Source organism: Hyphomonas sp. (assembly GCF_017792385.1).
In the GTDB taxonomy this organism is placed as follows: domain Bacteria; phylum Pseudomonadota; class Alphaproteobacteria; order Caulobacterales; family Hyphomonadaceae; genus Hyphomonas.
Genome location: NZ_CP051230.1, coordinates 1438753 through 1459617, shown reverse-complemented (window position 1 = coordinate 1459617; position 20865 = coordinate 1438753). Strand labels below are relative to the sequence as shown.

Below are 20865 nucleotides of genomic sequence, written 5' to 3'. Positions count from 1 at the left end.
ACAACGTTCCCATCCGCGTGCTGCGTAGCGTCAGAAAATTTTGACGCGGCGACCGGAATCGGAATCCCGTCCAGATTCTCTTGCAGTTTGCGCCTGAAACGCCCGCAGCGCCTTCGATTCGGGCGCGTGGCGTCATCACAGTCCCGATCACTGCCGGGCGGTTGACCCACCAGACAGGCACGGTACTTGAATGCAAAGTTTGCAAACTCCACGCATGCAAGGGACTCCCCGGTAACATCATGACCAATCCACAAATGGCCCGGCAGATTGCCGAAAAGAATGGCTTCATCGCAGCGCTTGACCAGTCCGGCGGCTCCACGCCGAAAGCCCTGCGCCTGTATGGCGTGAATGAAGACGCCTATTCCAATGACGAGGAAATGTTTTCGCTGATCCATGAGATGCGCGCCCGCATCATCAAGGCACCGGCCTTCAATGGCGAGAAAGTCATCGGCGCCATCCTGTTCGAACGCACCATGGACGGTGAAGTCGATGGCACGCCCACGGCAGAATATCTCTGGAATGAACATCAGGTCGTTCCCTTCCTGAAGGTCGACAAGGGCCTCGCTGACGAAGCCAATGGCGTCCAGATGATGAAGCCGATGCCCGATCTCGACAGCCTGCTCGAGCGCGCCGTCGCCAAGGGCATTTTCGGCACCAAGATGCGCTCGGTGATCCATGCTGCAAATCCGGCAGGCATCGCCGCCATCGTTGCACAGCAATTCGATGTCGGCCGTCAGATTCTCGGCCACGGGCTGATGCCGATCATCGAACCGGAAGTGACGATCACCATCGCCGACAAGGCCGAAGCCGAAGACATCCTTCTGGCCGAAATCACAAAACAGCTCGACGCGCTCGGCGAAGACAAGCAGGTGATGCTGAAACTGTCCCTGCCGACCAAGGCGAACCAGTACAAATCGCTGGTGGAGCATCCGCGCGTGATGCGCGTTGTGGCCCTCTCCGGTGGCTATTCCCGCACGGATGCGTGTGACAAGCTTGCCCAGAACACCGGCATGATTGCCAGCTTCTCCCGCGCCCTGACCGAGGGCCTCTCGGCCCAGCAGAGCGACGCAGATTTCAACGCCACCCTCGCAGCCACGATCGACAGCATCTGCGAAGCCTCCAAGGCCGGCTGATCCTGCGATCCAGCGCTTTCAAAAGGCGGCCTTTATGGGCCGCCTTTTTTGTTGGGCTGCGACCGCAGAGTCTAAAGGCTTTCGACGAGCTGGCCGCTGCGCTATAGCGCCCGCCATGAGTACAGCTGAAGACTATACCCGCCTGCGTACACGCCTCTATCTGATCACCCCACCGCAGATCGACGATGTGGAAGGCTTTGCCGCGCTGCTGGAGACTGCGCTGACCGCCGGCGATGTCGCGTGCCTTCAGCTGCGCCTCAAGACGGCAGGCGGGGAAACGGACGAGGCGGCCACCCGGGCAGTCGGCGCGGCTGTCACCGAAATGGCTCAGGCCTATGGTGTGGCCGTGCTGGTCAATGACCGCCCGGACCTTGCGGTCGAACTCGGGGCCGATGGCGTTCATGTCGGCCTGGACGACGTGCCGGTGAAACAGGCCCGCACCATTGTCGGCAAGGACATGATTGTCGGCGCCACAGCAAAGAATTCCCGCCACGTCGCCATGCAGGCCAGCGAAGCCGGCGCGGACTATGTCGCCTTTGGCGCTTTCTATCCGACCGGCACGAAGGAAGACACGGTCGAAGCCTCACCGGATCTTCTGGAAATCTGGCAGGAAAGCATGGAAGTTCCCTGCGTCGCGATTGGCGGCATCACGGTCGGCAATGCCGAGCCGCTGGTGGTCGCGGGCGCAGATTTCCTGGCGGTGTCCTCGGGTGTGTGGAACCACCCGGCCGGCGCGCCGGCCGCAGTGGCGGAATTCAACGCGCTTCTGGACCGCCTCGACCCGTCTCGCAGCTAGACGTCCGGCGCAGCTGGTGCAGAGGCTGCCGGCGAAGGGGACCCGCCCTTCATCTCCTTGAGTTCGCGCACATCGTCACTGATGCGGAAGAACAGCATGTAGAGCTCGCACATGAAGCGCCAGAACAGCAAGCTGATGGCGCCGCCGAGAATGGCCGCGACAATCATGCTGATCCCGCCCAGGAAGCTCTGGCTGACCATGACGCCAAGCCCCGAGAGCAGCAGAACCACCGCGTAAAGCGCGATGCCGACCAGACCGATATAATACAGAACCTTGATCAGCGTCGTGCCCATCAGTTTGTCGAAACTCAGAAATCTTTGAAGCATTGCCTGTCCCCCATCTGTCAGTGGAACCGGCATTCTGCTCATGATTGCAGCCATATGTGAATACGGGCCGGGGCCTGCGGGCCCGGTTTTCAGGGGACCGCCCGCTTGACAGGCGGATTAACACACCCCCGCTTGACCGTTTCAGGCCTAGGGCTTACGCCCCCGCCAAACCCTCATGAGGACAAGCTCCAATGGTCAAGATCAATGGCAACGAAATCAAGCCCGGCAATGTCATCGAGCATGATGGCAGCGTCTGGCGCGCCCTGAAGACGGCTTCGGTCAAGCCCGGCAAGGGCGGCGCCTTCAACCAGGTCGAACTGCGCAACCTGCTGAATGGCTCGAAATCCAATGTCCGCTTCCGGTCTTCGGAGACCGTTGAAAAGGTCCGCCTCGAGCAGAAGGACCACCAGTTCCTGTTTGCAGACGATGACTCCTTCACCTTCATGGACCAGGAGAATTTCGAGCAGATCATGATCCCGCGCGACTTTATCGGCGACCAGGGCGCCTTCCTCCAGGATGGCATGGTTGTCGAGATCGAGTTCTACGGTGAAAAGCCGATTGGCGTGTCCCTGCCCGAACAGGTGACCCTCGAGATCGAGGAGACCGAACCGGTCGTGAAAGGCCAGACGGCGGCCAACAGCTTCAAGCCGGCCACCTGCACCGGCGGCGTACGCGTCATGGTCCCGCCCTTTGTTGGCACCGGCGAGAAAATTGTCGTCCAGACCGCCGATTCCACCTACCTCCGCCGCGCAGACTAAGGCCAGACATGTCCAAACCCTCCCCCGTCGGAACCGTGATGATTGCTGCCGCTCGCGCTGCCGGGCGGTCGCTTGCCCGTGATTTCGGCGAAGTCGAGAATCTGCAGGTCTCCAAGAAGGGCCCTGCCGACTTCGTGTCGAATGCGGACCATCGCGCCGAAGAGATCATCTACACCTCGCTCGCCAAGGCGCGGCCGGGCTATGGCTTCGTCATGGAGGAGCGCGGCATTGTCGAAGGCACGGACAAGTCGAACAGATTTATTGTCGACCCGCTCGACGGCACGCTGAACTTCCTGCACGGCCAGCCGCATTATGCCGTCTCCATCGCGCTGGAGCGCGAAGGCAAGCTGCTGACCGGCGTCGTCTATGATGTTGCCAAGAACGAGATCTTCTGGGCGGAGACCGGGCGCGGCGCCTGGCTGGAAAACCGCAAACTCCGCGTGGCGGCCCGCAACAAGCTGAGCGAGGCAGTTGTCGCCACCGGCACGCCCTGGCACGGCAAGGCCGAGGAAGCCCACCGCAATTTCGCCCGCGAAATGCTGGCCATGACACCGGCCTGTGCCGGTATCCGCCGCTACGGATCCGCCGCCCTGGACCTGGCCTATGTTGCCGCAGGCCGGTTTGACGGTTTCTGGGAACGCGGCCTGAAACCGTGGGATATCGCAGCCGGGATCGTCCTGGTCCGGGAAGCCGGCGGACTGGTCACGGAGATCGAAGGCGGTGACGTCATGCAGACCGGATCGGTGCTGGCCTCGAACGAGGATCTCCATCCCCTGATCGAAACGCAGCTTCGCCACGCCGCTGCGTTTGCCCGCAAGGCCGACTAGGCCCTTTCCGTAGGGTCGCCCCCCGCACGGGTCAGAAATACCGTGACACCTGCGTCATTTTTTGGCCTTATAGGCTGAAAAACGGGCAGGAAGCAGACATGACACATACCGATACGGATGTCCTGATCATCGGAGCCGGCCTTTCCGGCATCGGGGCGGCTGTGCATCTCCAGAAGAAATCGCCGGGGATCGGTTACCAGATCTTCGAGCAGCGCAGCGCCATCGGGGGAACCTGGGATTTGTTCCGGTATCCGGGCATCCGGTCCGACAGTGACATGCACACGCTGGGCTATAATTTCAAACCCTGGACCGAGGCAAAAGCCATTGCTGACGGCCCATCCATCCGCAATTACGTGCAGGAGACCGCGGACGAGTACGTGATCACACCGCACATCAGGTTCAACACCACGATCATTGCTGCGGACTGGTCGTCCGAGGACCAGTCTTGGCGGGTGACCCATGAAGACCAGTTCGGCAATCGCGAGGTGACGACCTGCCGCTTCCTGTTCATGTGCGGCGGCTATTACCGCTACGATCAGGGGTACCGGCCGGACTTTCCGGGCGAGGACGCGTTCAAGGGCGAGTTCATCCACCCGCAGCACTGGCCGGAAGATCTGGACTATTCCGGCAAGAAAGTCGTCATCATCGGGTCCGGCGCCACAGCAATGACGCTTGTGCCCGCCATGACGGACAAGGCTGCCCACGTCACCATGCTGCAGCGCTCACCCACCTATGTCGTCTCGCGCCCGGCCGTCGACAAGTTCGCGAATTTCCTGCGCAAGATACTGCCGGACAGCTGGGCCTATGGGTTCATCCGCTGGCGGAATGTCCTGTTGCAGCAATTCTTCTTCAAGCAAACCCGAGCCAATCCCGACAAGGCGCGCGAACGCCTGACCAGCATGGTGCGTGAGGAACTCGGTCCCGACTTCCCGATCGATACCCATTTCAACCCGGCCTACAATCCGTGGGAACAGAGGCTGTGCCTCGTCCCGGATTCAGATCTGTTCACCGCGCTGAAATCCGGCAAGGCCAGCATTGAGACCGACCATATCGACACATTCACCGAAACCGGCATCAAGCTGAAGTCCGGCAAGATTCTGGACGCCGATATTGTGGTCACCGCCACAGGACTGCAGCTGCAATTCTTCAACGGGGTTGAGGTTTCGGTCGATGGCGAACGCAAGGATCCCGGCCGCCTGCTGAACTACAAGGGCGTCATGGTGTCGAATGTGCCGAACCTTGCCTGCACGTTCGGCTACACCAACGCCTCCTGGACGCTGAAAGCAGATCTCACTTCCGAATATGTCTGCCGCCTGCTGAACTACATGGACCGGCATGGCTATGCCTCCGCCATGCCGAAACTGGATCACTATCCGAACCAGACCGAACCTTTCGTGGATTTCTCGTCCGGCTATTTCCAGCGGGTCATGGACCAGTTCCCACGCCAGCATACGGAAAAGCCCTGGAAGCTGAATCAGAACTACAGCGCCGATCTGATGAACCTCCGCTTCGGCAAGGTCGATGACGGTGTCCTGGCCTTTACGCGCGCGGAGGAAGCCGGGCAGGCCCCTGCCCTGCAGGCAGCCGAATAGGATCTCCCTGTCATTCCGACTTCCGGCATTCTATATCCGATGAGTAGGGGCATGAAGAAGGGACTGATACTATGTGGTTATGGCTGTTGTGGTGGTGCGTGGACGATCATCTCGCCGCGGCGCTGAATGAGCCGGGACTGGGCGAGTTGCCGATCTGGGTGCCCTTGATCCTGTCGCTCGCCTTCGCCTTCACGATTGACGGCAAGGTCAAGAAGCTTCGCAAGGGCTAGGCCTGGCCTTCTGAAAACTGCAATTCGGCGAGGCGGGCATAGAGACCTCCCTTGGCCACGAGCGACTCGTGCGTGCCTTCCTCGACGATGCGGCCGTGTTCCATCACGATGATCCGGTCCGCCCGGCGCACTGTGGACAGCCGGTGCGCGATCACGAGTGTGGTCCGGCCTTCCGCGGCGTTGGCGATGGCTCGCCGCACGGCTGCCTCGCTTTCGGAATCGAGGGCCGAAGTTGCTTCATCCAGAAGCAGGACCGGCGCATCCCGCACCAGCGCGCGAGCCAGGGCAATCCGCTGACGCTGGCCGCCCGACAGGCTGCGTCCCTTCTGGCCGAGATCCGTGGCCAGCCCATCCTTTGCCGACAGGAAGTCGAATGCCTCGGCCATGCGCGCTGCCTGTTCCAGAAGGGCCGTTTCGGGATCATCCGTCCCGAAACCGATATTGTCCGCTGCCGTGCCGGTGAACAGGGCCGATTCCTGGGGCGCATAGGCGAATTGCCGTCGCCAGTCACGCGGATCGGCCTTCATCGCCGATACCCCGTCCAGCCGGATCTGCCCGGACTGGACATCGAACAGACGCAGCGCCAGGCGGAACACGGTCGTCTTCCCAGCCCCGCTTGGTCCGACCAGAGCGACAAACTCCCCGGGCTTCACCGACAGGGAAAAATGGTCCAGCGCCGAAACCGCCTCATCGCCATAGCGGAAGGTGACATCGTCGAATTCGAGCGCGCCGGTCACGCTGCCCGGCAAGGCCACAGGCCGGGCGGGGGCCGTAATCTCGGGCTCGGCATTGAGCACTTCAGCCGCGCGATCCGCCGCGCCGGCTGCCCGCATGACTTCACCATAGACTTCCGCCAGCATGCCGAAACCGGATCCGGCATAAAGGGCGTAGAGCACCATGGACGCAAGGTCGCCAAAGCTCATCTCCCCCGTGGCAACGGCGCGCGCGCCCAACCACAGCACTCCGACAAAGCCGCCGAACAGAAGGATCGACACAAGCACAATCATGATCGATCGTGCCCCGATCCGCCGCATCGCCGCCGCAAAGGTCGCCTCGACGGCGTCCCCGAACGCTGCAAGCCGGCTCTGTTCGCGGTTATAGGCCTGCACCAGTTCGATCGCATCCAGCGCCTCGGCAGCTTCAGCGCCCGCATCGGCAAGGCGCGATTGCGCGCGATTGGACATGGTGCGGATGACCCGCCCGATGGCCATTACGGGCAGAACGGCGATTGGCAGCATGGCCAGCAGGGTCAGGCCCAGCTTCCAGTTCACCACCAGCATCATGGTCAGCGCGCCAAACGTCGTCAGCAGGGTCCGGGTGGCCAGAGAGGCCGAGGATCCGAGAAACGTCTCGATCAGGGTGATGTCCGCCGTCAGGCGCGAGACCGCCTCCCCCGACCGCATCTGTGCGTGATAGCGCGGCGACAGTTTGAGCAAGTGGGCGTAGAGGTCCTTGCGCAAGTCCGCCGCGATCCGCTCGCCAAACCGCGAAACGAAATAGAACCGCACGGCGCCCAGGACACCTGACAGGATCGCCGCTAGGGCAACCCACAGAAAGGCGCGGTCGACCAGAGCGAGCAGATCCTCGGCATTGCCCTGCGCCGCACTGCCGGCATCGGCCGCTGTGCCCAGCAGAAGCGGAATGGCCAGGCTGACGGCCGCTGCCGCAACCAGGAAGACCAGCGCGATCGTCACCGTCACCCAATGGCGCGCCACATAGGGCAGCAGCAGGGCCAGCGGTTTCAGGGATTTCGCCTTGGGCCGGTTGATGGCCTCTCCGCCTGCCGGTTCGGTTGCGCGGCGGTCATTTGCGAGAGAGGTGTCGGTGTCGGCCATGCGCGTCTATAAATCCTTTCAGATTCCCTGCCAGCAGCCTCTTGCAGAGACGTCGCGTTTCAGTTACACGCCCCACTTCGAAAACAGGCTGAGACAAGCCCGCGCACCCATAGACAGGCTGAGCGCGGTTGTCATTAGAGTTCAAGAGAGGCGAAGGCCATGAAAAAAGAAGGTCATCCCGACTATCACTTCATCACCGTGGTGATGACCGATGGCACCGAGTACCAGACGCGCTCCACCTATGGCAGCGAAGGCGATCGCCTGGTTCTGGACATCGACTCCAAGTCCCACCCGGCCTGGACCGGCGGCGACGGCAAGATGCTTGACCGCGGTGGCCGCGTGTCGCGCTTCAAGGACAAGTTCAAAGGCTTCATGTAAGCGTTCTTCGCTTTGCATGATGTGTACAGTGGAAAGCCCCGGCCTTTTGGCCGGGGTTTTTCCATTTGTCGTCCCGGCGAACCCTGCGCCGCACCCCGGCCCTTAACCTTCACTTAACCCGTCCTCGCCAGCGTGCGCTCCACATGAACGGAGGCACAAACCATGCTGCGCGGGGTCAATCTGAGATCAATTCTGTATTCGGTTGCAATTCTGGCCGGACTGGGCGGCGCTGCGGCCCTGGCCGCGCAAGCGACCATCGAACAGGATGGCCTGGTCTACTGGTCGGACGGCGATTCCGGCCGCCTGCCGGACGGCACCAAATTCCGGCTGCATGGTGTGGATGCGCCCGAGACCCGCAGCCTGAAACAGCTTGGCGGCGCGGACTGCGAAGCTGAGCGGGAACAGGGCTATCTGGCCAAGGAAAAAGTCGTCGAACTGACCCGGGACAAGGACATCACGGTGACGCGGGACTATGGCCTCGATCGCTACAAGCGTCTCGTGGTCGACCTCAGCATTGACGGGGAAGACCTGGCAACCCGGCTGGTCGCAGAGGGCACTCATCAGGTCTGGGACTATGATGGCGGAGCCCCGAAACCCGATTGGTGTGGTCCGCGCCGCGTGAACCAGGGCGCCGGACAGGTCAGCCCCTGAACCGGGTCGCATTGCCCGCCTGCGCCTGAGCCCCTAGGCTTCCTCTTGATTGCAGTTACGGAGGCACTTCGCATGTCCTACTTCCGGCAGGCCTTGATCCCGGTCTTTCTGCTCGGCCTTGCCGCATGTGACCAGCCGGCGCCGGCTACCGGGCCGGGGCCGCAGGCCGCCATTCCCGGCACCAACGGTCCGGTTGTGACCGATCGCCCGCTCGCCCGTGACGAAATCCGCACCTCGGCCGGGATCCGTGTTTTGCCTGCGGAGAAACGCCTTGCTGTGCTGGCGGGATCGGCTTCGGCCGGACTGGCACTGTACCAGGCGGGCGAGCCGGATGCTGCAGCACCGCACCTCGAGCGGCTGCTCGGCCCCGAAACCGCTACTGAGCGGGAGGGATTTGACCGGTTCGGCTTTGATCCCGCACCCCTCGACGCGGTACGTCAGGCCGTTCAGGGCGGCGTGCCGCCGGAAGACGCCATGGAGGCAATTGACGCAGCTCAGGCCGCCATCTTCTCCGGTCTGGAAGGGTCCGGCATGGACTCGCTCGATCTGGTCCTGTTCCTGCTTGAAGTGTGCGGGGAAGAATACGGCGCCGGCGTCATGGATGCCGCCATCCAGCGGCCGCTGGCCTATCAGGTCGCTTACGGCCATGCTGTCAATGCACGGCAGGTGGCCCGCGGCATGGAAGACGCCGGGGATCTGGTGCTGGAACTGGAAATCCTCGTGCGCATGTGGCCCGACAATGGCCCCGTGACGGCTGATGCCGTTGCACCGGTTGCGGCCATGGGCACGCAGATCGCCCGCGCCCGTCTGGCGGCGTCAGTTCTCTAGCAGCGCATCCACAAAATTGACCGCCTCCAGAGAGCTCCAGTCAGCGTCTCCGGCGAGGCGGGCGATCTCCTTTCCGCCCGCATCATAGAGGATCGTCGTCGGGAAGCCCTGCACGCCGCTGTCATAGACGATTTCGTACTGTTCCGGCGTGGCGCTATGAAACGTGATATTGCTGGCACCCAACTCTCCAAGCCTCTGGGCGGCATAGGCCTTGTCCGCTTCGGAATCGACACTGATGGCGATCACTTCGAACCGGTCGCCACCGCGTGCGGTCTGCAAGGCACCCAGGGATGGCATTTCGCGCTCGCACGGCGCGCACCAGGTGGCCCAGAAATTCACCAGCACCACCTTGCCGGCATAATCCTGCAGGATGACAGGCGTGCCATCCGCCCGATAGAAGGCTGCGGTTGCGGCCGAAGTGCCGGATCGGGAGAAGTCGAGCTTGGCGATCTCGCCCTCAGCGTACCGTTGCAGCCGGTTTTCCGGCGGATTTCCGCCGATTGCGCTGATCAGCGCATAGACAATTGCGATCAGGCCGACCAAGAAGAGGGCGAAATAGGCCAGACGGGTCATGGGTCTCGGTCTCCAACACGAACTCGAAGGGATATGGCAGTGACGACAGGCAAAGGCCAGACAATGTGGGGCGGACGCTTTGCCGCGACCCCGTCCGACATCATGGAAGAAATCAATGCCTCGCTCGACATCGATCGCCGCATGGCAACTGAGGACATTGCCGGCAGCCGCGCCCATGCGGACATGCTGGCGGAAATGGGCATCATATCGGCAGAGGACAATGACGCCATCCAGGCAGGCCTCGACACCGTCGCCGAAGAGATCGCGAACGGCTCCTTCCCCTTCCGACGCGACCTCGAAGACATCCATATGAATGTCGAGGCCCGGCTGAAGGAAGTGGTCGGCGCCCCTGCAGGCCGGCTGCACACCGCACGGTCGCGCAACGACCAGGTCGTCACGGATTTCCGCCTCTGGACCCGGGGTGCGCTCGACGAGGCGATGCAGCTTGTTGCGGGTCTGCAATCTGCTCTCGTGCGCCGCGCGGGCGAGCATACTGACACGATCATGCCGGGCTTTACCCATCTGCAAACCGCACAGCCTGTGACCCTCGGTCATCATTTGCTGGCCTATGTCGAAATGCTGGAAAGAGACCGGTCCCGCCTGTTCGGCTGTGCCGAGCGGCTGAACGAATGCCCGCTGGGCGCGGCTGCGCTTGCCGGCACCGGCTTTCCGATCGACCGCGACATGACCGCTGAAGCGCTTGGCTTTGCGCGGCCAATGGCCAATTCGCTCGATGCCGTCTCGGCCCGTGATTTTGCCCTCGAGGCCCTCGCGGCCCTGTCCATTGCCTCGACTCATTTGTCCCGCCTGGCGGAGGAAATCGTGCTGTGGACGAGCGCTCAGTTCGGCTTCGCCCAGCTGACCGATGCCTGGTCGACGGGGTCATCCATCATGCCGCAGAAGCGCAACCCGGACGCCGCCGAACTGATCCGGGCAAAGGCCAGCCTCATCACCGGCCTGTACACATCCCTGCAAGGTGCGGTGAAGGCCTTGCCGCTGGCCTATGCCAAGGACCTGCAGGACGACAAGCGCCTGACCTTCGAGGCCTTCGACACCTACAATCTCTGCGTCCGCGCCATGACAGGCATGATCGAGACCGTCCGCTTCAAGCCGGACAACATGCGCGCAGCTGCCGCGAAAGGCTTTTCCACCGCGACCGACCTGGCAGACTGGCTGGTGCGCGAGCTCGGCCTGCCCTTCCGGGATGCCCATCATGTCACGGGGGAACTGGTCGCCAGGGCCGAAGCCAAAGCCTGTGACCTCCCCGATCTGACACTGGACGACATGCAGGCGGTTCATGCTGATATCACCAGCGCTGTCTTCGATGTGCTGACGGTTGAGGCGTCTGCCTCATCTCGGACATCTTATGGCGCTACAAGCCCTGTTCGCGTCGCCGAACAAGTGGCACAGTGGAAACAGAGACTTCGACTGGAGTAGTCATTGATGAAACGCCCCCTTCTTCTTGCCGCCGCCCTGCTCGCGGCCGGAAATCTGGCCGCCTGCGGCCTGACCGGAGACCTGAAACGCCCGGATCCGCTTTGGGGCGATCCCAGCGGAGAGCTGGATCCGGCCGAACTGCCGCAGCAGAACCAGACCAATCTGCCGGACCTGCCTGACCGTGAAGAGGATGAAGCGGAACAGGATGCGGATGACGAATTGCTCGGCGGCGTGTAGGGAGACCCGCATGAAACGTTCACATCTCCTGCCGGCCGCGCGTCTTGCCGCCGGATTCGCCGCTTTGTGCCTGTTTGCCGCCTGCCAGAGCCCGGCGCCGCAGACACTTGTCGTCGAAGCGGTATCGCCCGCACAACCGGTCGAACCCGTGGCCGTTGCCACTCAGCTCGACACTGCCGAACCGGAAGGTCCGGTCGTGAACCAGTGGGGCGGGATCGTGCCGGATGCCAAGCCCACCACGCCCGTTGAAAACGGCGCCCTCGGCGAGATCGAATAATCCATGCATCACTTCACCTATCAGGACGGCACGCTTCATTGCGAAGGCGTGGACCTCAACCGGATCGCGGACGAGGTCGGCACGCCCTGTTATGTGTATTCGACCGCCACTTTGGTCCGCCATGCCCGGGTCATCTCCGCCGCGTTTGAGGGACAGGACTGCCTGATCGCCTATTCGGTGAAGTCGAACGGGAATATCGGCGTCCTGTCGACCCTTGCCCGGGAAGGCTGCGGCGCGGATGTCGTCAGCGGCGGTGAATTGCAGCGCGCCCTGCACGCCGGCATCCCCGCAGAGCGGATCGTGTTCTCAGGCGTCGGCAAGACGGCCAGCGAGATGCGTCTCGCCCTGAATGCCGGCATTCACCAGTTCAATGTGGAGAGCGCCGCAGAATTGCGCCGCCTGTCGGAAGTTGCCAGCCTGACCGGCGTGGACGCCCCGGTTGCCATCCGCGTGAATCCGGACGTCGCCGCAGGCGGACATCCGAACATCTCCACCGGCAAGAAGGGCGACAAGTTCGGCGTCCCGTGGAGCGATGCAGAAGATCTGTATGCCGAAGCCGCGACGCTGCCCGGTATCAAGGTGGTCGGCGTTGACGTGCATATCGGCAGCCAGATCGGCGATCTGGTCCCGATGCGGGCGGCATTCGAAAAAGTGGTCGGCCTTGCCCGCCGTCTGCGGCAGGCAGGGCATGACATCCGGAGAATCGATCTCGGCGGCGGGCTCGGCATTCCCTATCGGGACGGTGACGCCCCCGCCCCGCCCTCGGATTATGCCGCAATGATTGCTGACGTGACGCAGAATCTGGGTGTTCAGGTGATCCTCGAACCGGGCCGGGTGATCACGGGCAATGCCGGAGTTCTGCTGTCCACGGTGCTGTATGAGAAGCAGGCGCCGGATACCGAATTCCTGATCATCGATGCCGGAATGAACGATTTGATACGCCCGGCGCTGTATGATGCCCATCATGACATCCTGCCCCTGACCCAGGCAGGTGCTGGCGCGGAACGGAAAACCTATGATGTGGTCGGCCCGATCTGCGAGTCGACCGACAAATTCGCCAAGGCCCGTGAAATGACGGCCCTGCGGCCGGGCCAGCGGATCGCCTTCATGTCTGCAGGTGCCTATGGCGCCGTCCTGTCTTCAACCTACAATACCAGACCGCTTGTCCCGGAAGTGCTGGTGAACGGGACGTCATTTGACATCATCCGGCGCCGACCGGACTTTGAAGAGATGATCGCACTGGAGAAGGTACCCGATTGGCTGACACAGACGGCATGAAGGCGCTCAATGCCAAGGTTTCCGCCACCCGGCGGAAGCTGACCGTCTATGCCTTTTTCAAGGCATTCTGGCCGTTCCTGACCTTCCTGGCGATCTTTCTGGGCATTGCCCTGGCCGGCCTGATCGACCGAATGGGTGCAGCCTTCGCGGCCATTGCAACGCTCCTGTTCCTCGGCGGATCTCTGCTGTTCATCCTGCAGGGCGCACGCCGATACACACCGATCAGCCGCGCCGACGCGGCACAGGTCCTGGACCGCCAGTCGGACCTGCGGCCTGTCAGTTCGCTGTCTGACCGGCCTGCCAGTCCGCAACGCGAATCCCAGCGCCTCTGGCAGACACATCGGGCCCGTTTGCTTCAGGAAGCCCGACGGCTGAAACCCCCGTCGCTGTATCGCGACTGGCAGAAGCTTGATCCCTACTGGATGCGGGCGGTGTTGCCGGTCGCCCTCATCATTATGGGCGTGCTGGCCGGACCAGATGCCGGTGGACGGCTGCAACGCGCCCTGTTCCCGGACTATGGGGCGCTGGTCGGGGCTGACAACATGATCGTCGAGGCCTGGATCACACCGCCGGAACATACCGGTCGCGCGCCGATTTTCCTGGCCAGTGACCTGGCTAGTGTGCGCGTTCCGGAAGGGTCGCAGGTGACATTGCGCACCAAGGCCCACAGTGCCCCGAAACTGGTTCTCAAGGGTGAGCGCACGAGCCGACAGCGCTTCGAGCCGACTCCGGATGGCGCCTTCGAGGCCCGGGCGCGTATTCTGGAGGATACCCGTCTGACCGTGAATTGGTGGGGAGAACGGGCGGCCTGGACGGTTCTGACGTCTCCGGATGATGCGCCGGAAGCCCGCTTTGCCAAGGCACCGGAAATGGGGCGTCAGGATCGGACCGACATCGCGTGGGCGGTATCGGATGACTATGGCGTGTCTGCACTGGAGCTTCAGATCACGCTGCGAACCCCCAATCCGGCGGCACCCGACGAAGTGGATCTTGTGCCCATACCCCTGCCGGGCGTGGCGCCAACTGAAGCCGAGGAGGTGACGCAGCTGGACCTGACCCGCCACCGCTGGGCGGGCCTGCCGGTCATCCTGCGCCTCGTGGCGACCGATGGCGCAGGCCAGACCGGCACGAGCGAACCGGTCGATTTCAAATTGCCGGAAAAGCTGTTCCTGGATCCGATCGCCCGAGTGGCACAGGAAGTACGCGTGACGGTCCTGCGTGAACCTCGCGCCTATGCAGACCTGCCACTAAATGAAGACGCCCTGAGGCAGGACGCGCTGAACACCCACGCCGCCAACAGGCTGTCGGCGGCCCCTCCGGACATCCAGAAAGCCGCGCTGATGCTGGACGCGATGACCTATAAGGGGGAACGCTACATTCCGGATCAGGGCGTGTATCTGACATTCCGAACCGCGCAGGGTATTCTCACCGCCGCCTCGACCAAGCAGGAAGCCGAACAGGTTGATCCCCTGCTCTGGGCACTCGCCCTGCGGTCGGAATATGGCAGCGCCGCTGACGCGCTGAGACGGCTCGAGGCAGCTCGGCGCGCCCTGGAGCAAGCACTGCGCGACGGAGCCTCCGAAGATGAAATCCGCCAGCGGATGGAAGCCTTCCGGGATGCCGCAAACGAGTATCTCGCGGCAAAGATGGCCGAAGCGATTGCCAATGGCGGCGAGCAACCGCAGATGCAGATGGATCAGGAAGCCATGGCTGGAGGCCCCAATCTGGGTGGCCAGGATTTCGAGGACATGCTGAACGCGCTCCAGGATTTGACTGAAACCGGCGCCACGGACCAGGCGCGGCAATTGCTGTCCGATATCACCAACATGCTCCAGAATCTCGAATTCCAGCGGGGCGCTTCCGGGTCAGGTGACATGCCCGGCCTGCCGGGACAGCAAGCCGAGGGTGAACCCGAAGACCTGCCACCGGAAGAGCAGGAACTGACAGATGCCATGCGGCGTCTGTCGGAAATCCTTCGGGAGCAGCGCGAGCTGAACGATGACACACTGGCCCAGCAACGCGGCGAACGCCCCGGCCAGTCGGGCCAGGAACAGGGCGGCCAGCAGCCAGGACAGCAGTCTGGATCGCAGCAGGGTCAACAATCAGGCCAGCCAGGTGGTGGCGAAGCCGGTAGCGGGCAGACTGAAGCCCCCCAGGGCGGCGGCACCGAGAATGGGGAGCGGCCCGGAAGCGGTGGAGGCGAGTTCGCCGAAGGCAATGAGGGAGACGGCACCGGCCCCGGACAATCGGAATCCCTCGCGGAGCGGCAGGCCCGGCTCGGACGCCTGATCGAGGAGTTCGCACGGGAGCAGGGCCTGGGAGAAAGCGGTGAGGGTGAGGATGCGCTTGCCGGGCGCGTTGATCCTGACGCGCTCGAGGATATCCGCCGCGCCCAGCGCCAGGCCCAGGAAGCGCTGGAGCGGGGCAATGAGGCCCGCGCGGCCCGCAATCAGGAAATGGCGACCAATGCCATGTCGGAGATTGCCCGTAACCTGGCAGAACGTCTGGATGTCCTGGAGCGGGAGCGGACGGGACAGGACGCCCAGTCAAGCGATCCGTTTGGACGTCAAGCCGGCGGCCCGGGAAACAATGGCGAGGAAGTCAACATTCCGGACGCCGGCGAACGCCAGCGGGCGAAGGACATTCTCGAGGAGCTCCGCCAGCGCTACAATGACTCCGACGATCCGGAAGAGCGCGAATATCTCCGCCGCCTGCTCGATCGGTTCTGACCCTTGCCCTGCGGCCGGTTCCCTGACTTGATGGAGGCGGGAGGATATCAGTCATGGCGGAACGCTGGACCTATGCACGTGGATTGAAGGATCTGGGCCATGGCGTGTACGCCTGGTTGCAACCGGATGGCGGCTGGGGCTGGTCGAATGCAGGCCTGATCGTCGATGGTGACCAGTCGCTACTGGTCGACACCCTGTTCGACATGAGACTGACCCGGGACATGCTTAGCGCGATGGAGGATGCATCCGGAGTTGGTGCAGATCATATCGGCGTCATTGTGAACACCCATGCCAATGGAGATCACTGTCACGGAAATGGATGTTGTCCGCAGGCAGAGATCATTGCGTCCGAGGCCAGCGCCCGGGAGATGGTCGAAGTGCCGCCTGCAATGCTCGCCCAGTTCAAGAGAATGGGTGGTCAGCTGGGGCCTGCGGGCAGCTATTTTGCGGATATTTTCGCACCGTTCGATTTCGAGGGTGTGGAAGAACGTGCCCCGACCCGGACGTTCAGCGGTGTGTTGGACCTGAAGGTGGGCGACAAGGCACTCCAACTGATCGAGGTTGGCCCCGCCCATACCGAGGGCGACGTCCTGGTCCATGTACCCTCCGACAGGACGGTCTTCACGGGGGACATCCTGTTCATAGACGCCACGCCCCTGATGTGGGCCGGACCGGTTGCCAACTGGATCAGGGCCTGCGACCGGATTTGCAGCATGGATGTGGACAAGATCGTGCCCGGGCACGGTCCGATTACGGACAAGGCGGGTGTGCGCCGGGTTGCGGACTATCTGAGATATGTCGACACAGAAGCCCGCAAGCGGTTTGACGCGGGTCTGGATGTACGGGACGCTGCGCTGGATATTGCGCTTGGCGACTTTTCCAGCTGGGGCGATGCGGAACGGATCGCGGTCAATGTCGACACGCTCTACCGGGAATATCGCGGGGATAGCGTCGTGACCCCGGTAATTGAACTGTTCGGTCTGATGGCGGAAATTCGGGATGCGCAGCGGGCCTAGCGGTTGGCCCCCGGCACCCATTTGACGTCATCCACCCCATTATTGTTGGCCACGCGGCCGGCCACGAAGATCCAGTCGGACAGGCGGTTGATATAGGCGAGCGCTTCTGCGCTGACGATTTCGCCCTCGATGGCAGACAGTTCGGCAACTTCGCGTTCGGCCCGACGGCACAGGGTACGCGCCACATGAAGACGGGCCGCCAACGCGCTGCCACCGGGCAGGATGAAGCTGTCCAGGGGCGCCAGCGCCGTGTTCATTGCGTCTATTTCCGTTTCAAGCCGTTTCACCTGGCTGTCGATGATGCGCAGGGGCGTCCATTCCAGTGGCTTTCCGCGATCAGGTGTTGCCAGGTCTGCGCCAAGGTCAAACAGGTCATTCTGGATGCGCCGTATGGCCGCCAGCATGTCCCCCTCCGCATCCAGCGCCGCGACGCCGAGGGCGGCATTGGTCTCGTCGACCGTGCCATAGGCGACGACCCGCGGATCCCATTTGTCCACCGGCTCGCCTGTCGACAGCCGGGTCTTTCCCTTGTCACCGGAGCGCGTGTAGATCTTGTCGAGTTTGACCATCGTCGCCTCAGAAACCGATCTTGATGGCGCCGACCGTCACGCCCAGGGCGACGAGGAGCAGGATCACCACGGCCTGGATCATGACGCGCAGACGCATCAATTTGTTTGACCGGCTCGCCTGCTGGTCATCCGTGCGGGCGATGTTCGCGATGCCGAGGCCAAGCACGATCAACAGGGCCGCAAGCGCGATATAGAAGCCTATCATCAGGAAGCTTTGCATGGAGAGCCTTTCAACCAGCTGGAAGTCCAGAGCATAGGCCGCGCGCGCCGGTTTGCCACGCGCAAAGCGTCGCGGGGTGTCAGACCCCGCTTTCCATCCGCTCGGCCAGCGCGGTGATGCGGCTGGCTGCCTTGACCAGCGCTTCGGCAGCCTTTGCCTCGCTGGCAGAACTTCCGGGCGCCGAGCGGCGAGCCGTATCCAGCTCGTCCAGCAAGGCCAGGGCGGTGATCAGCAACAGGCGCTCCTCTCCAATATCGCCCACCGCGCCTTCAATCTGTTTCACCCGCGCATCCAGCTGGCGCGACAGGGTCTCGATGCGCCCCTCCTGCCCCGGGGCACAGGCGATCGAATAGGCGCGTCCGCGCAACTGGATATCTGCCTTAGCCATCCTGCGCCCCTTCGCGGCCAATCGCAGCGCGCACTTCCTCGATCGCAGAGCCAAGCGCGGCACTCGCCTCGTCCGCCAGAAGCTGCAATTCCTTCTCCCGGGCCAGCGATGCATCGAGCGCTTCGGCAAGACCCACGCGATCCTGCATCAGGGCCTTCAACTCCGCTTCCACCACGTCCGGATTGCCGGTCCGCGCCAACAGGCTGTCGAGCGCGCCTTCCAGACGTGTCAGGGCCTCATCAAGCTGGCGGATGGCAGGGTCGATTTCACTCATATACACAATGAAGTAACGGTATTATTCCAATCCGCCAAGCGGCTTGACGCAAGGGCCAATGTCTGGCCTACGACACCCGCAACGCAAAGGAGACCAGCAGAATGGCTGTCACGAACCGCGACATGGCCAATGCCATCCGCGCCCTTTCCATGGATGCCGTCGAGGCGGCCAAGTCCGGACATGTCGGCCTGCCGCTGGGCATGGCCGATGCTGCCACGGTCCTGTTCCGGAAATTCCTGAAGTTCGACGCCTCGCAGCCCGATTGGCCGGATCGCGACCGGTTCGTCCTGTCGGCCGGTCACGGCTCGATGCTGATCTATTCCCTGCTGCACCTGACGGGCTACAAATCCGTCAGCCGCGACGACATTCGCAATTTCCGCCAGCTGGGCTCCAACACGCCCGGACACCCGGAAAACTTCGTGACCAAGGGCGTCGAGACCACAACCGGTCCGCTGGGCCAGGGCATTGCGACGGCTGTCGGCATGGCGATGGCCGAACGGCACCTGAATGCCCGCTTCGGTGACGATCTCGTGGACCACAAGACCTATGTGATCGCGGGAGATGGCTGCCTCATGGAAGGCGTCAGCCAGGAAGCCATCACGCTTGCCGGCCATATGAAGCTGAACCGCCTGATCGTGCTGTGGGACGACAATTCCGTCACCATCGACGGCAATATCGATGTGGCAGACTCCACCGATCAGTGTGCCCGTTTCGAAGCCTCGGGATGGATCACCCGCAAGGTCGATGGCCATGACGAGAAGGACATCGAAGCGGCCCTGAAATGGGCGCAGAAGCAGAAGCAGCCTGTCTTCCTCGCCGTGAAGACGATCATCGGGTACGGCGCACCGAAGATTGCCGGCACCGGCAAGGCCCATGGTGGCCCCTATGGCGCCGAGGAGATTGCCGGAATTCGCGAGAACATTGGCTGGCCTCATGAGCCGTTCGATGTCCCGGCCGATATCGAAAAGGCCTGGAAGAAAGTCGGCGAGCGCGGCGTCGACGCCCGCAAGGCCTGGAAGGGACGCCTGACGGCCTCGCCGCACAAGGGCGAGTTCAATGCCGCCATGGCCGGACGCCTGCCGAAAAACCTGTCCAGGGCCGTGAACAAGCACAAGAAGGCCGTCGTCGAGGGCGGTGAGAAGAAGGCCACCCGCCAGTGGAGCGGTGCCGCGCTGGAAGTGTTCACCCATCTCGTACCGGAAATGGTTGGTGGGTCGGCCGATCTGACCGGATCCAACAATACGAAGACCGCCGAAACCTCACCGATGACACCGTCGGACTGGGCTGGCCGGTATGTACATTATGGCGTGCGCGAGCATGGCATGGCCGCCGCGATGAACGGCATGGCGCTGCATGGCGGCATCATCCCCTATTCCGGCACCTTCCTTGTCTTCGCAGACTATAGCCGCGCTGCGATCCGCCTTGGCGCCCTGATGGGCGCGCGCGTGATTCATGTGATGACGCACGATTCCATCGGGCTCGGCGAAGACGGCCCGACCCACCAGCCGGTCGAACAGGTCGCCAGCCTGCGTGCCATGCCGAACATGCGTGTGTTCCGCCCGGCTGATGGCGTCGAGACGGCGGAATGCTGGGAAGTTGCCGTCAGCAACGCGGAAGGCCCCTCCACCCTGGCCCTGACCCGTCAGGGACTGACCCCGGCCCGCAAGGAGCACACGGACGAAAATCTCAGCTCAATGGGCGCCTATGTCCTGTCGCCGTCCGGCGTGAAATCCCGCGAAGCAGCGGTCCTGATCGCCACGGGGTCGGAAGTCGAAATTGCGCTGCAGGCGCAGGCCGAACTGGCCAAGGAGAAGATCCACGTCCGGGTCGTGTCCATGCCGTGCATGGAACTGTTTGCCCAGCAGGACGAGAAATACCAGCGTGACACGCTGGGTGGAGACCTGCCGAAAGTTGCTGTCGAAGCCGGTGTGCGCTTTGGCTGGGATCGCTGGATCGGCCCGAAGGGCGGATTTGTCGGCATGGACGGATTTGGCGCCAGCGCCCCCTACCAGAAACTGTACGAGCATTTCGGCATCACGTCCGAGAAGATCGTGGAAACCGTGAAGGGGCTGATCTAGCCGTTTCTGAACAGGTCCAGCTGGCGCGGATCGATATAGCGCTTGCGGCGCGGCTTCGTGCGCCCGGACCGGAAATACAGATCATCGGTATGGTCTTCAGCCGGCGGCTTCTCAGTCGCCGGCTTTTTCTTGCCGGCCTTCGGAAGCGGCATGATCTCGACCTGGCTGACCAGTTTCCACCAGGTCACGGCCAGTACCGGATTGCCTTCATTGTCTTCGTATTTCTGCAGATGGCCGTGCGGGCCATCCTCATCTGTCTGCGAGGCCAGATAGGCGGCGGCTTGTTCCTCGGTGACGTTCATCCAGTCCGTTGCGAGGGAGTCGACCTTCTGGTCCGGCACGAGCGCTTCGGCCTCGGCGCGGGTGCGCGCGGCTTTCACGCCTGGTTTCAGGGCGTCTTCAAGGCGTGTCGCAATGGGAAAGGCATGGCTCATG

At 62.8% G+C, this 20865-nt stretch carries 24 protein-coding genes; 16 read left to right on the top strand and 8 right to left on the bottom strand.

Going from position 1 to position 20865, the window contains the following annotated elements; translation table 11 throughout:
* Positions 1-239 precede the first annotated feature (239 nt).
* A complete protein-coding gene (locus HF955_RS07400) occupies positions 240-1133 on the top strand; it encodes a fructose bisphosphate aldolase (RefSeq protein WP_291078897.1) in 894 nt (297 codons plus the stop codon).
* A gap of 115 nt (positions 1134-1248) precedes the next feature.
* Positions 1249-1929, top strand: a complete 681-nt coding sequence (gene thiE / locus HF955_RS07395; RefSeq protein WP_291078896.1) for a thiamine phosphate synthase — start codon at positions 1249-1251, stop codon at positions 1927-1929.
* Here thiE and HF955_RS07390 read toward each other — a convergent pair.
* A complete protein-coding gene (locus HF955_RS07390; protein WP_291078895.1) occupies positions 1926-2255 on the bottom strand; it encodes a DUF4282 domain-containing protein in 330 nt (109 codons plus the stop codon). The two genes, thiE and HF955_RS07390, sit on opposite strands and share 4 nt — an antisense overlap.
* Before the next feature lie 191 nt (positions 2256-2446).
* Here HF955_RS07390 and efp point away from each other — a divergent pair, with 191 nt between their 5' ends.
* The 4 genes from efp to HF955_RS07370 all read left to right on the top strand — a co-directional run bounded on the left by efp (position 2447) and on the right by HF955_RS07370 (position 5662).
* Positions 2447-3013: an elongation factor P gene (efp, locus tag HF955_RS07385; RefSeq protein ID WP_027838122.1), complete on the top strand. Its 567-nt coding sequence runs from the start codon at positions 2447-2449 to the stop codon at positions 3011-3013.
* A gap of 8 nt (positions 3014-3021) precedes the next feature.
* Positions 3022-3840 carry an inositol monophosphatase family protein gene (locus HF955_RS07380; RefSeq protein ID WP_027838123.1) on the top strand — a complete coding sequence of 273 codons (819 nt, stop codon included), beginning with the start codon at positions 3022-3024 and terminating at the stop codon, positions 3838-3840.
* 98 nt (positions 3841-3938) lie between these two features.
* Positions 3939-5432 (top strand): NAD(P)/FAD-dependent oxidoreductase, encoded by a 1494-nt coding sequence (locus tag HF955_RS07375; protein WP_291078894.1) that lies wholly within the window; start codon positions 3939-3941, stop codon positions 5430-5432.
* Between the two features lie 71 nt (positions 5433-5503).
* Positions 5504-5662 carry a hypothetical protein gene (locus HF955_RS07370; protein WP_291078893.1) on the top strand — a complete coding sequence of 53 codons (159 nt, stop codon included), beginning with the start codon at positions 5504-5506 and terminating at the stop codon, positions 5660-5662.
* Here the strand turns inward: HF955_RS07370 and HF955_RS07365 are convergent.
* Positions 5659-7497, bottom strand: a complete 1839-nt coding sequence (locus HF955_RS07365; protein ID WP_291078892.1) for an ABC transporter transmembrane domain-containing protein — start codon at positions 7495-7497, stop codon at positions 5659-5661. The genes HF955_RS07370 and HF955_RS07365 overlap by 4 nt on opposite strands.
* Before the next feature lie 159 nt (positions 7498-7656).
* On the opposite strand from HF955_RS07365, the gene rpmE reads away from it, so the two are divergent.
* The 3 genes from rpmE to HF955_RS07350 all read left to right on the top strand — a co-directional run bounded on the left by rpmE (position 7657) and on the right by HF955_RS07350 (position 9354).
* Positions 7657-7875, top strand: a complete 219-nt coding sequence (gene rpmE, locus HF955_RS07360; protein WP_027838126.1) for a 50S ribosomal protein L31 — start codon at positions 7657-7659, stop codon at positions 7873-7875.
* A 162-nt stretch (positions 7876-8037) separates the two neighbouring features.
* Positions 8038-8526 carry a thermonuclease family protein gene (locus tag HF955_RS07355; protein WP_291078891.1) on the top strand — a complete coding sequence of 163 codons (489 nt, stop codon included), beginning with the start codon at positions 8038-8040 and terminating at the stop codon, positions 8524-8526.
* Between the two features lie 72 nt (positions 8527-8598).
* Positions 8599-9354, top strand: coding sequence for a hypothetical protein (locus HF955_RS07350; RefSeq protein WP_291078890.1), 756 nt, complete (start codon positions 8599-8601; stop codon positions 9352-9354).
* Here HF955_RS07350 and HF955_RS07345 read toward each other — a convergent pair.
* Positions 9343-9927, bottom strand: coding sequence for a TlpA disulfide reductase family protein (locus HF955_RS07345; RefSeq protein WP_291078889.1), 585 nt, complete (start codon positions 9925-9927; stop codon positions 9343-9345). The genes HF955_RS07350 and HF955_RS07345 overlap by 12 nt on opposite strands.
* Positions 9928-9990: 63 nt before the next feature.
* Here HF955_RS07345 and argH point away from each other — a divergent pair, with 63 nt between their 5' ends.
* The 6 genes from argH to HF955_RS07315 are packed head-to-tail and all read left to right on the top strand — an operon-like array spanning position 9991 to position 16901.
* Entirely contained in the window at positions 9991-11364 is a 1374-nt protein-coding gene (argH, locus tag HF955_RS07340; protein WP_367279780.1) for an argininosuccinate lyase, read from the top strand.
* A 6-nt stretch (positions 11365-11370) separates the two neighbouring features.
* Entirely contained in the window at positions 11371-11601 is a 231-nt protein-coding gene (locus HF955_RS07335; RefSeq protein WP_036261648.1) for a lipoprotein, read from the top strand.
* A 10-nt stretch (positions 11602-11611) separates the two neighbouring features.
* A complete protein-coding gene (locus HF955_RS07330) occupies positions 11612-11878 on the top strand; it encodes a hypothetical protein (protein ID WP_291078887.1) in 267 nt (88 codons plus the stop codon).
* Positions 11879-11881: 3 nt separating this feature from the next.
* Positions 11882-13156 carry a diaminopimelate decarboxylase gene (lysA, locus tag HF955_RS07325; protein WP_291078886.1) on the top strand — a complete coding sequence of 425 codons (1275 nt, stop codon included), beginning with the start codon at positions 11882-11884 and terminating at the stop codon, positions 13154-13156.
* Positions 13135-15885, top strand: a complete 2751-nt coding sequence (locus HF955_RS07320; RefSeq protein WP_291078885.1) for a DUF4175 family protein — start codon at positions 13135-13137, stop codon at positions 15883-15885. The genes lysA and HF955_RS07320 overlap by 22 nt, the downstream gene beginning before the upstream one ends.
* Positions 15886-15938: 53 nt before the next feature.
* Positions 15939-16901 carry an MBL fold metallo-hydrolase gene (locus tag HF955_RS07315; protein ID WP_291078884.1) on the top strand — a complete coding sequence of 321 codons (963 nt, stop codon included), beginning with the start codon at positions 15939-15941 and terminating at the stop codon, positions 16899-16901.
* On the opposite strand, the gene HF955_RS07310 is transcribed toward HF955_RS07315, so the two are convergent.
* From HF955_RS07310 to HF955_RS07295, 4 genes are all read right to left on the bottom strand, one after another.
* Positions 16898-17470, bottom strand: a complete 573-nt coding sequence (locus HF955_RS07310; RefSeq protein ID WP_291078883.1) for a cob(I)yrinic acid a,c-diamide adenosyltransferase — start codon at positions 17468-17470, stop codon at positions 16898-16900. The genes HF955_RS07315 and HF955_RS07310 overlap by 4 nt on opposite strands.
* A gap of 7 nt (positions 17471-17477) precedes the next feature.
* Positions 17478-17690, bottom strand: coding sequence for a twin transmembrane helix small protein (locus tag HF955_RS07305; RefSeq protein ID WP_027838136.1), 213 nt, complete (start codon positions 17688-17690; stop codon positions 17478-17480).
* A 79-nt stretch (positions 17691-17769) separates the two neighbouring features.
* Complete coding sequence (locus HF955_RS07300) at positions 17770-18078, bottom strand: cell division protein ZapA (protein WP_027838137.1); 309 nt, start codon at positions 18076-18078, stop codon at positions 17770-17772.
* Positions 18071-18352, bottom strand: a complete 282-nt coding sequence (locus HF955_RS07295) for a DUF4164 family protein (RefSeq protein ID WP_291078882.1) — start codon at positions 18350-18352, stop codon at positions 18071-18073. The genes HF955_RS07300 and HF955_RS07295 overlap by 8 nt, the downstream gene beginning before the upstream one ends.
* 101 nt (positions 18353-18453) lie before the next feature.
* On the opposite strand from HF955_RS07295, the gene tkt reads away from it, so the two are divergent.
* Positions 18454-20430 carry a transketolase gene (gene tkt / locus HF955_RS07290; protein ID WP_291078881.1) on the top strand — a complete coding sequence of 659 codons (1977 nt, stop codon included), beginning with the start codon at positions 18454-18456 and terminating at the stop codon, positions 20428-20430.
* On the opposite strand, the gene HF955_RS07285 is transcribed toward tkt, so the two are convergent.
* Complete coding sequence (locus HF955_RS07285) at positions 20427-20864, bottom strand: hypothetical protein (RefSeq protein WP_291078880.1); 438 nt, start codon at positions 20862-20864, stop codon at positions 20427-20429. The two genes, tkt and HF955_RS07285, sit on opposite strands and share 4 nt — an antisense overlap.
* Position 20865: the final 1 nt, after the last annotated feature.

Bases quoted from the DNA above. Each gene is read 5' to 3' on its own strand.
- argH (WP_367279780.1), top strand. From the start codon at position 9,991: ATGTGGGGCGGACGCTTTGCCGCGACCCCGTCCGACATCATGGAAGAA.
- HF955_RS07305 (WP_027838136.1), bottom strand. From the start codon at position 17,690: ATGCAAAGCTTCCTGATGATAGGCTTCTATATCGCGCTTGCGGCCCTG.
- HF955_RS07285 (WP_291078880.1), bottom strand. From the start codon at position 20,864: ATGAGCCATGCCTTTCCCATTGCGACACGCCTTGAAGACGCCCTGAAA.
- HF955_RS07295 (WP_291078882.1), bottom strand. From the start codon at position 18,352: ATGAGTGAAATCGACCCTGCCATCCGCCAGCTTGATGAGGCCCTGACA.
- efp (WP_027838122.1), top strand. From the start codon at position 2,447: ATGGTCAAGATCAATGGCAACGAAATCAAGCCCGGCAATGTCATCGAG.
- HF955_RS07335 (WP_036261648.1), top strand. From the start codon at position 11,371: ATGAAACGCCCCCTTCTTCTTGCCGCCGCCCTGCTCGCGGCCGGAAAT.
- HF955_RS07315 (WP_291078884.1), top strand. From the start codon at position 15,939: ATGGCGGAACGCTGGACCTATGCACGTGGATTGAAGGATCTGGGCCAT.
- HF955_RS07390 (WP_291078895.1), bottom strand. From the start codon at position 2,255: ATGCTTCAAAGATTTCTGAGTTTCGACAAACTGATGGGCACGACGCTG.
- HF955_RS07350 (WP_291078890.1), top strand. From the start codon at position 8,599: ATGTCCTACTTCCGGCAGGCCTTGATCCCGGTCTTTCTGCTCGGCCTT.
- HF955_RS07370 (WP_291078893.1), top strand. From the start codon at position 5,504: ATGTGGTTATGGCTGTTGTGGTGGTGCGTGGACGATCATCTCGCCGCG.
- HF955_RS07375 (WP_291078894.1), top strand. From the start codon at position 3,939: ATGACACATACCGATACGGATGTCCTGATCATCGGAGCCGGCCTTTCC.
- HF955_RS07300 (WP_027838137.1), bottom strand. From the start codon at position 18,078: ATGGCTAAGGCAGATATCCAGTTGCGCGGACGCGCCTATTCGATCGCC.
- rpmE (WP_027838126.1), top strand. From the start codon at position 7,657: ATGAAAAAAGAAGGTCATCCCGACTATCACTTCATCACCGTGGTGATG.
- HF955_RS07400 (WP_291078897.1), top strand. From the start codon at position 240: ATGACCAATCCACAAATGGCCCGGCAGATTGCCGAAAAGAATGGCTTC.
- HF955_RS07310 (WP_291078883.1), bottom strand. From the start codon at position 17,470: ATGGTCAAACTCGACAAGATCTACACGCGCTCCGGTGACAAGGGAAAG.
- HF955_RS07365 (WP_291078892.1), bottom strand. From the start codon at position 7,497: ATGGCCGACACCGACACCTCTCTCGCAAATGACCGCCGCGCAACCGAA.
- HF955_RS07330 (WP_291078887.1), top strand. From the start codon at position 11,612: ATGAAACGTTCACATCTCCTGCCGGCCGCGCGTCTTGCCGCCGGATTC.
- HF955_RS07345 (WP_291078889.1), bottom strand. From the start codon at position 9,927: ATGACCCGTCTGGCCTATTTCGCCCTCTTCTTGGTCGGCCTGATCGCA.
- HF955_RS07355 (WP_291078891.1), top strand. From the start codon at position 8,038: ATGCTGCGCGGGGTCAATCTGAGATCAATTCTGTATTCGGTTGCAATT.
- thiE (WP_291078896.1), top strand. From the start codon at position 1,249: ATGAGTACAGCTGAAGACTATACCCGCCTGCGTACACGCCTCTATCTG.
- lysA (WP_291078886.1), top strand. From the start codon at position 11,882: ATGCATCACTTCACCTATCAGGACGGCACGCTTCATTGCGAAGGCGTG.
- HF955_RS07380 (WP_027838123.1), top strand. From the start codon at position 3,022: ATGTCCAAACCCTCCCCCGTCGGAACCGTGATGATTGCTGCCGCTCGC.
- tkt (WP_291078881.1), top strand. From the start codon at position 18,454: ATGGCTGTCACGAACCGCGACATGGCCAATGCCATCCGCGCCCTTTCC.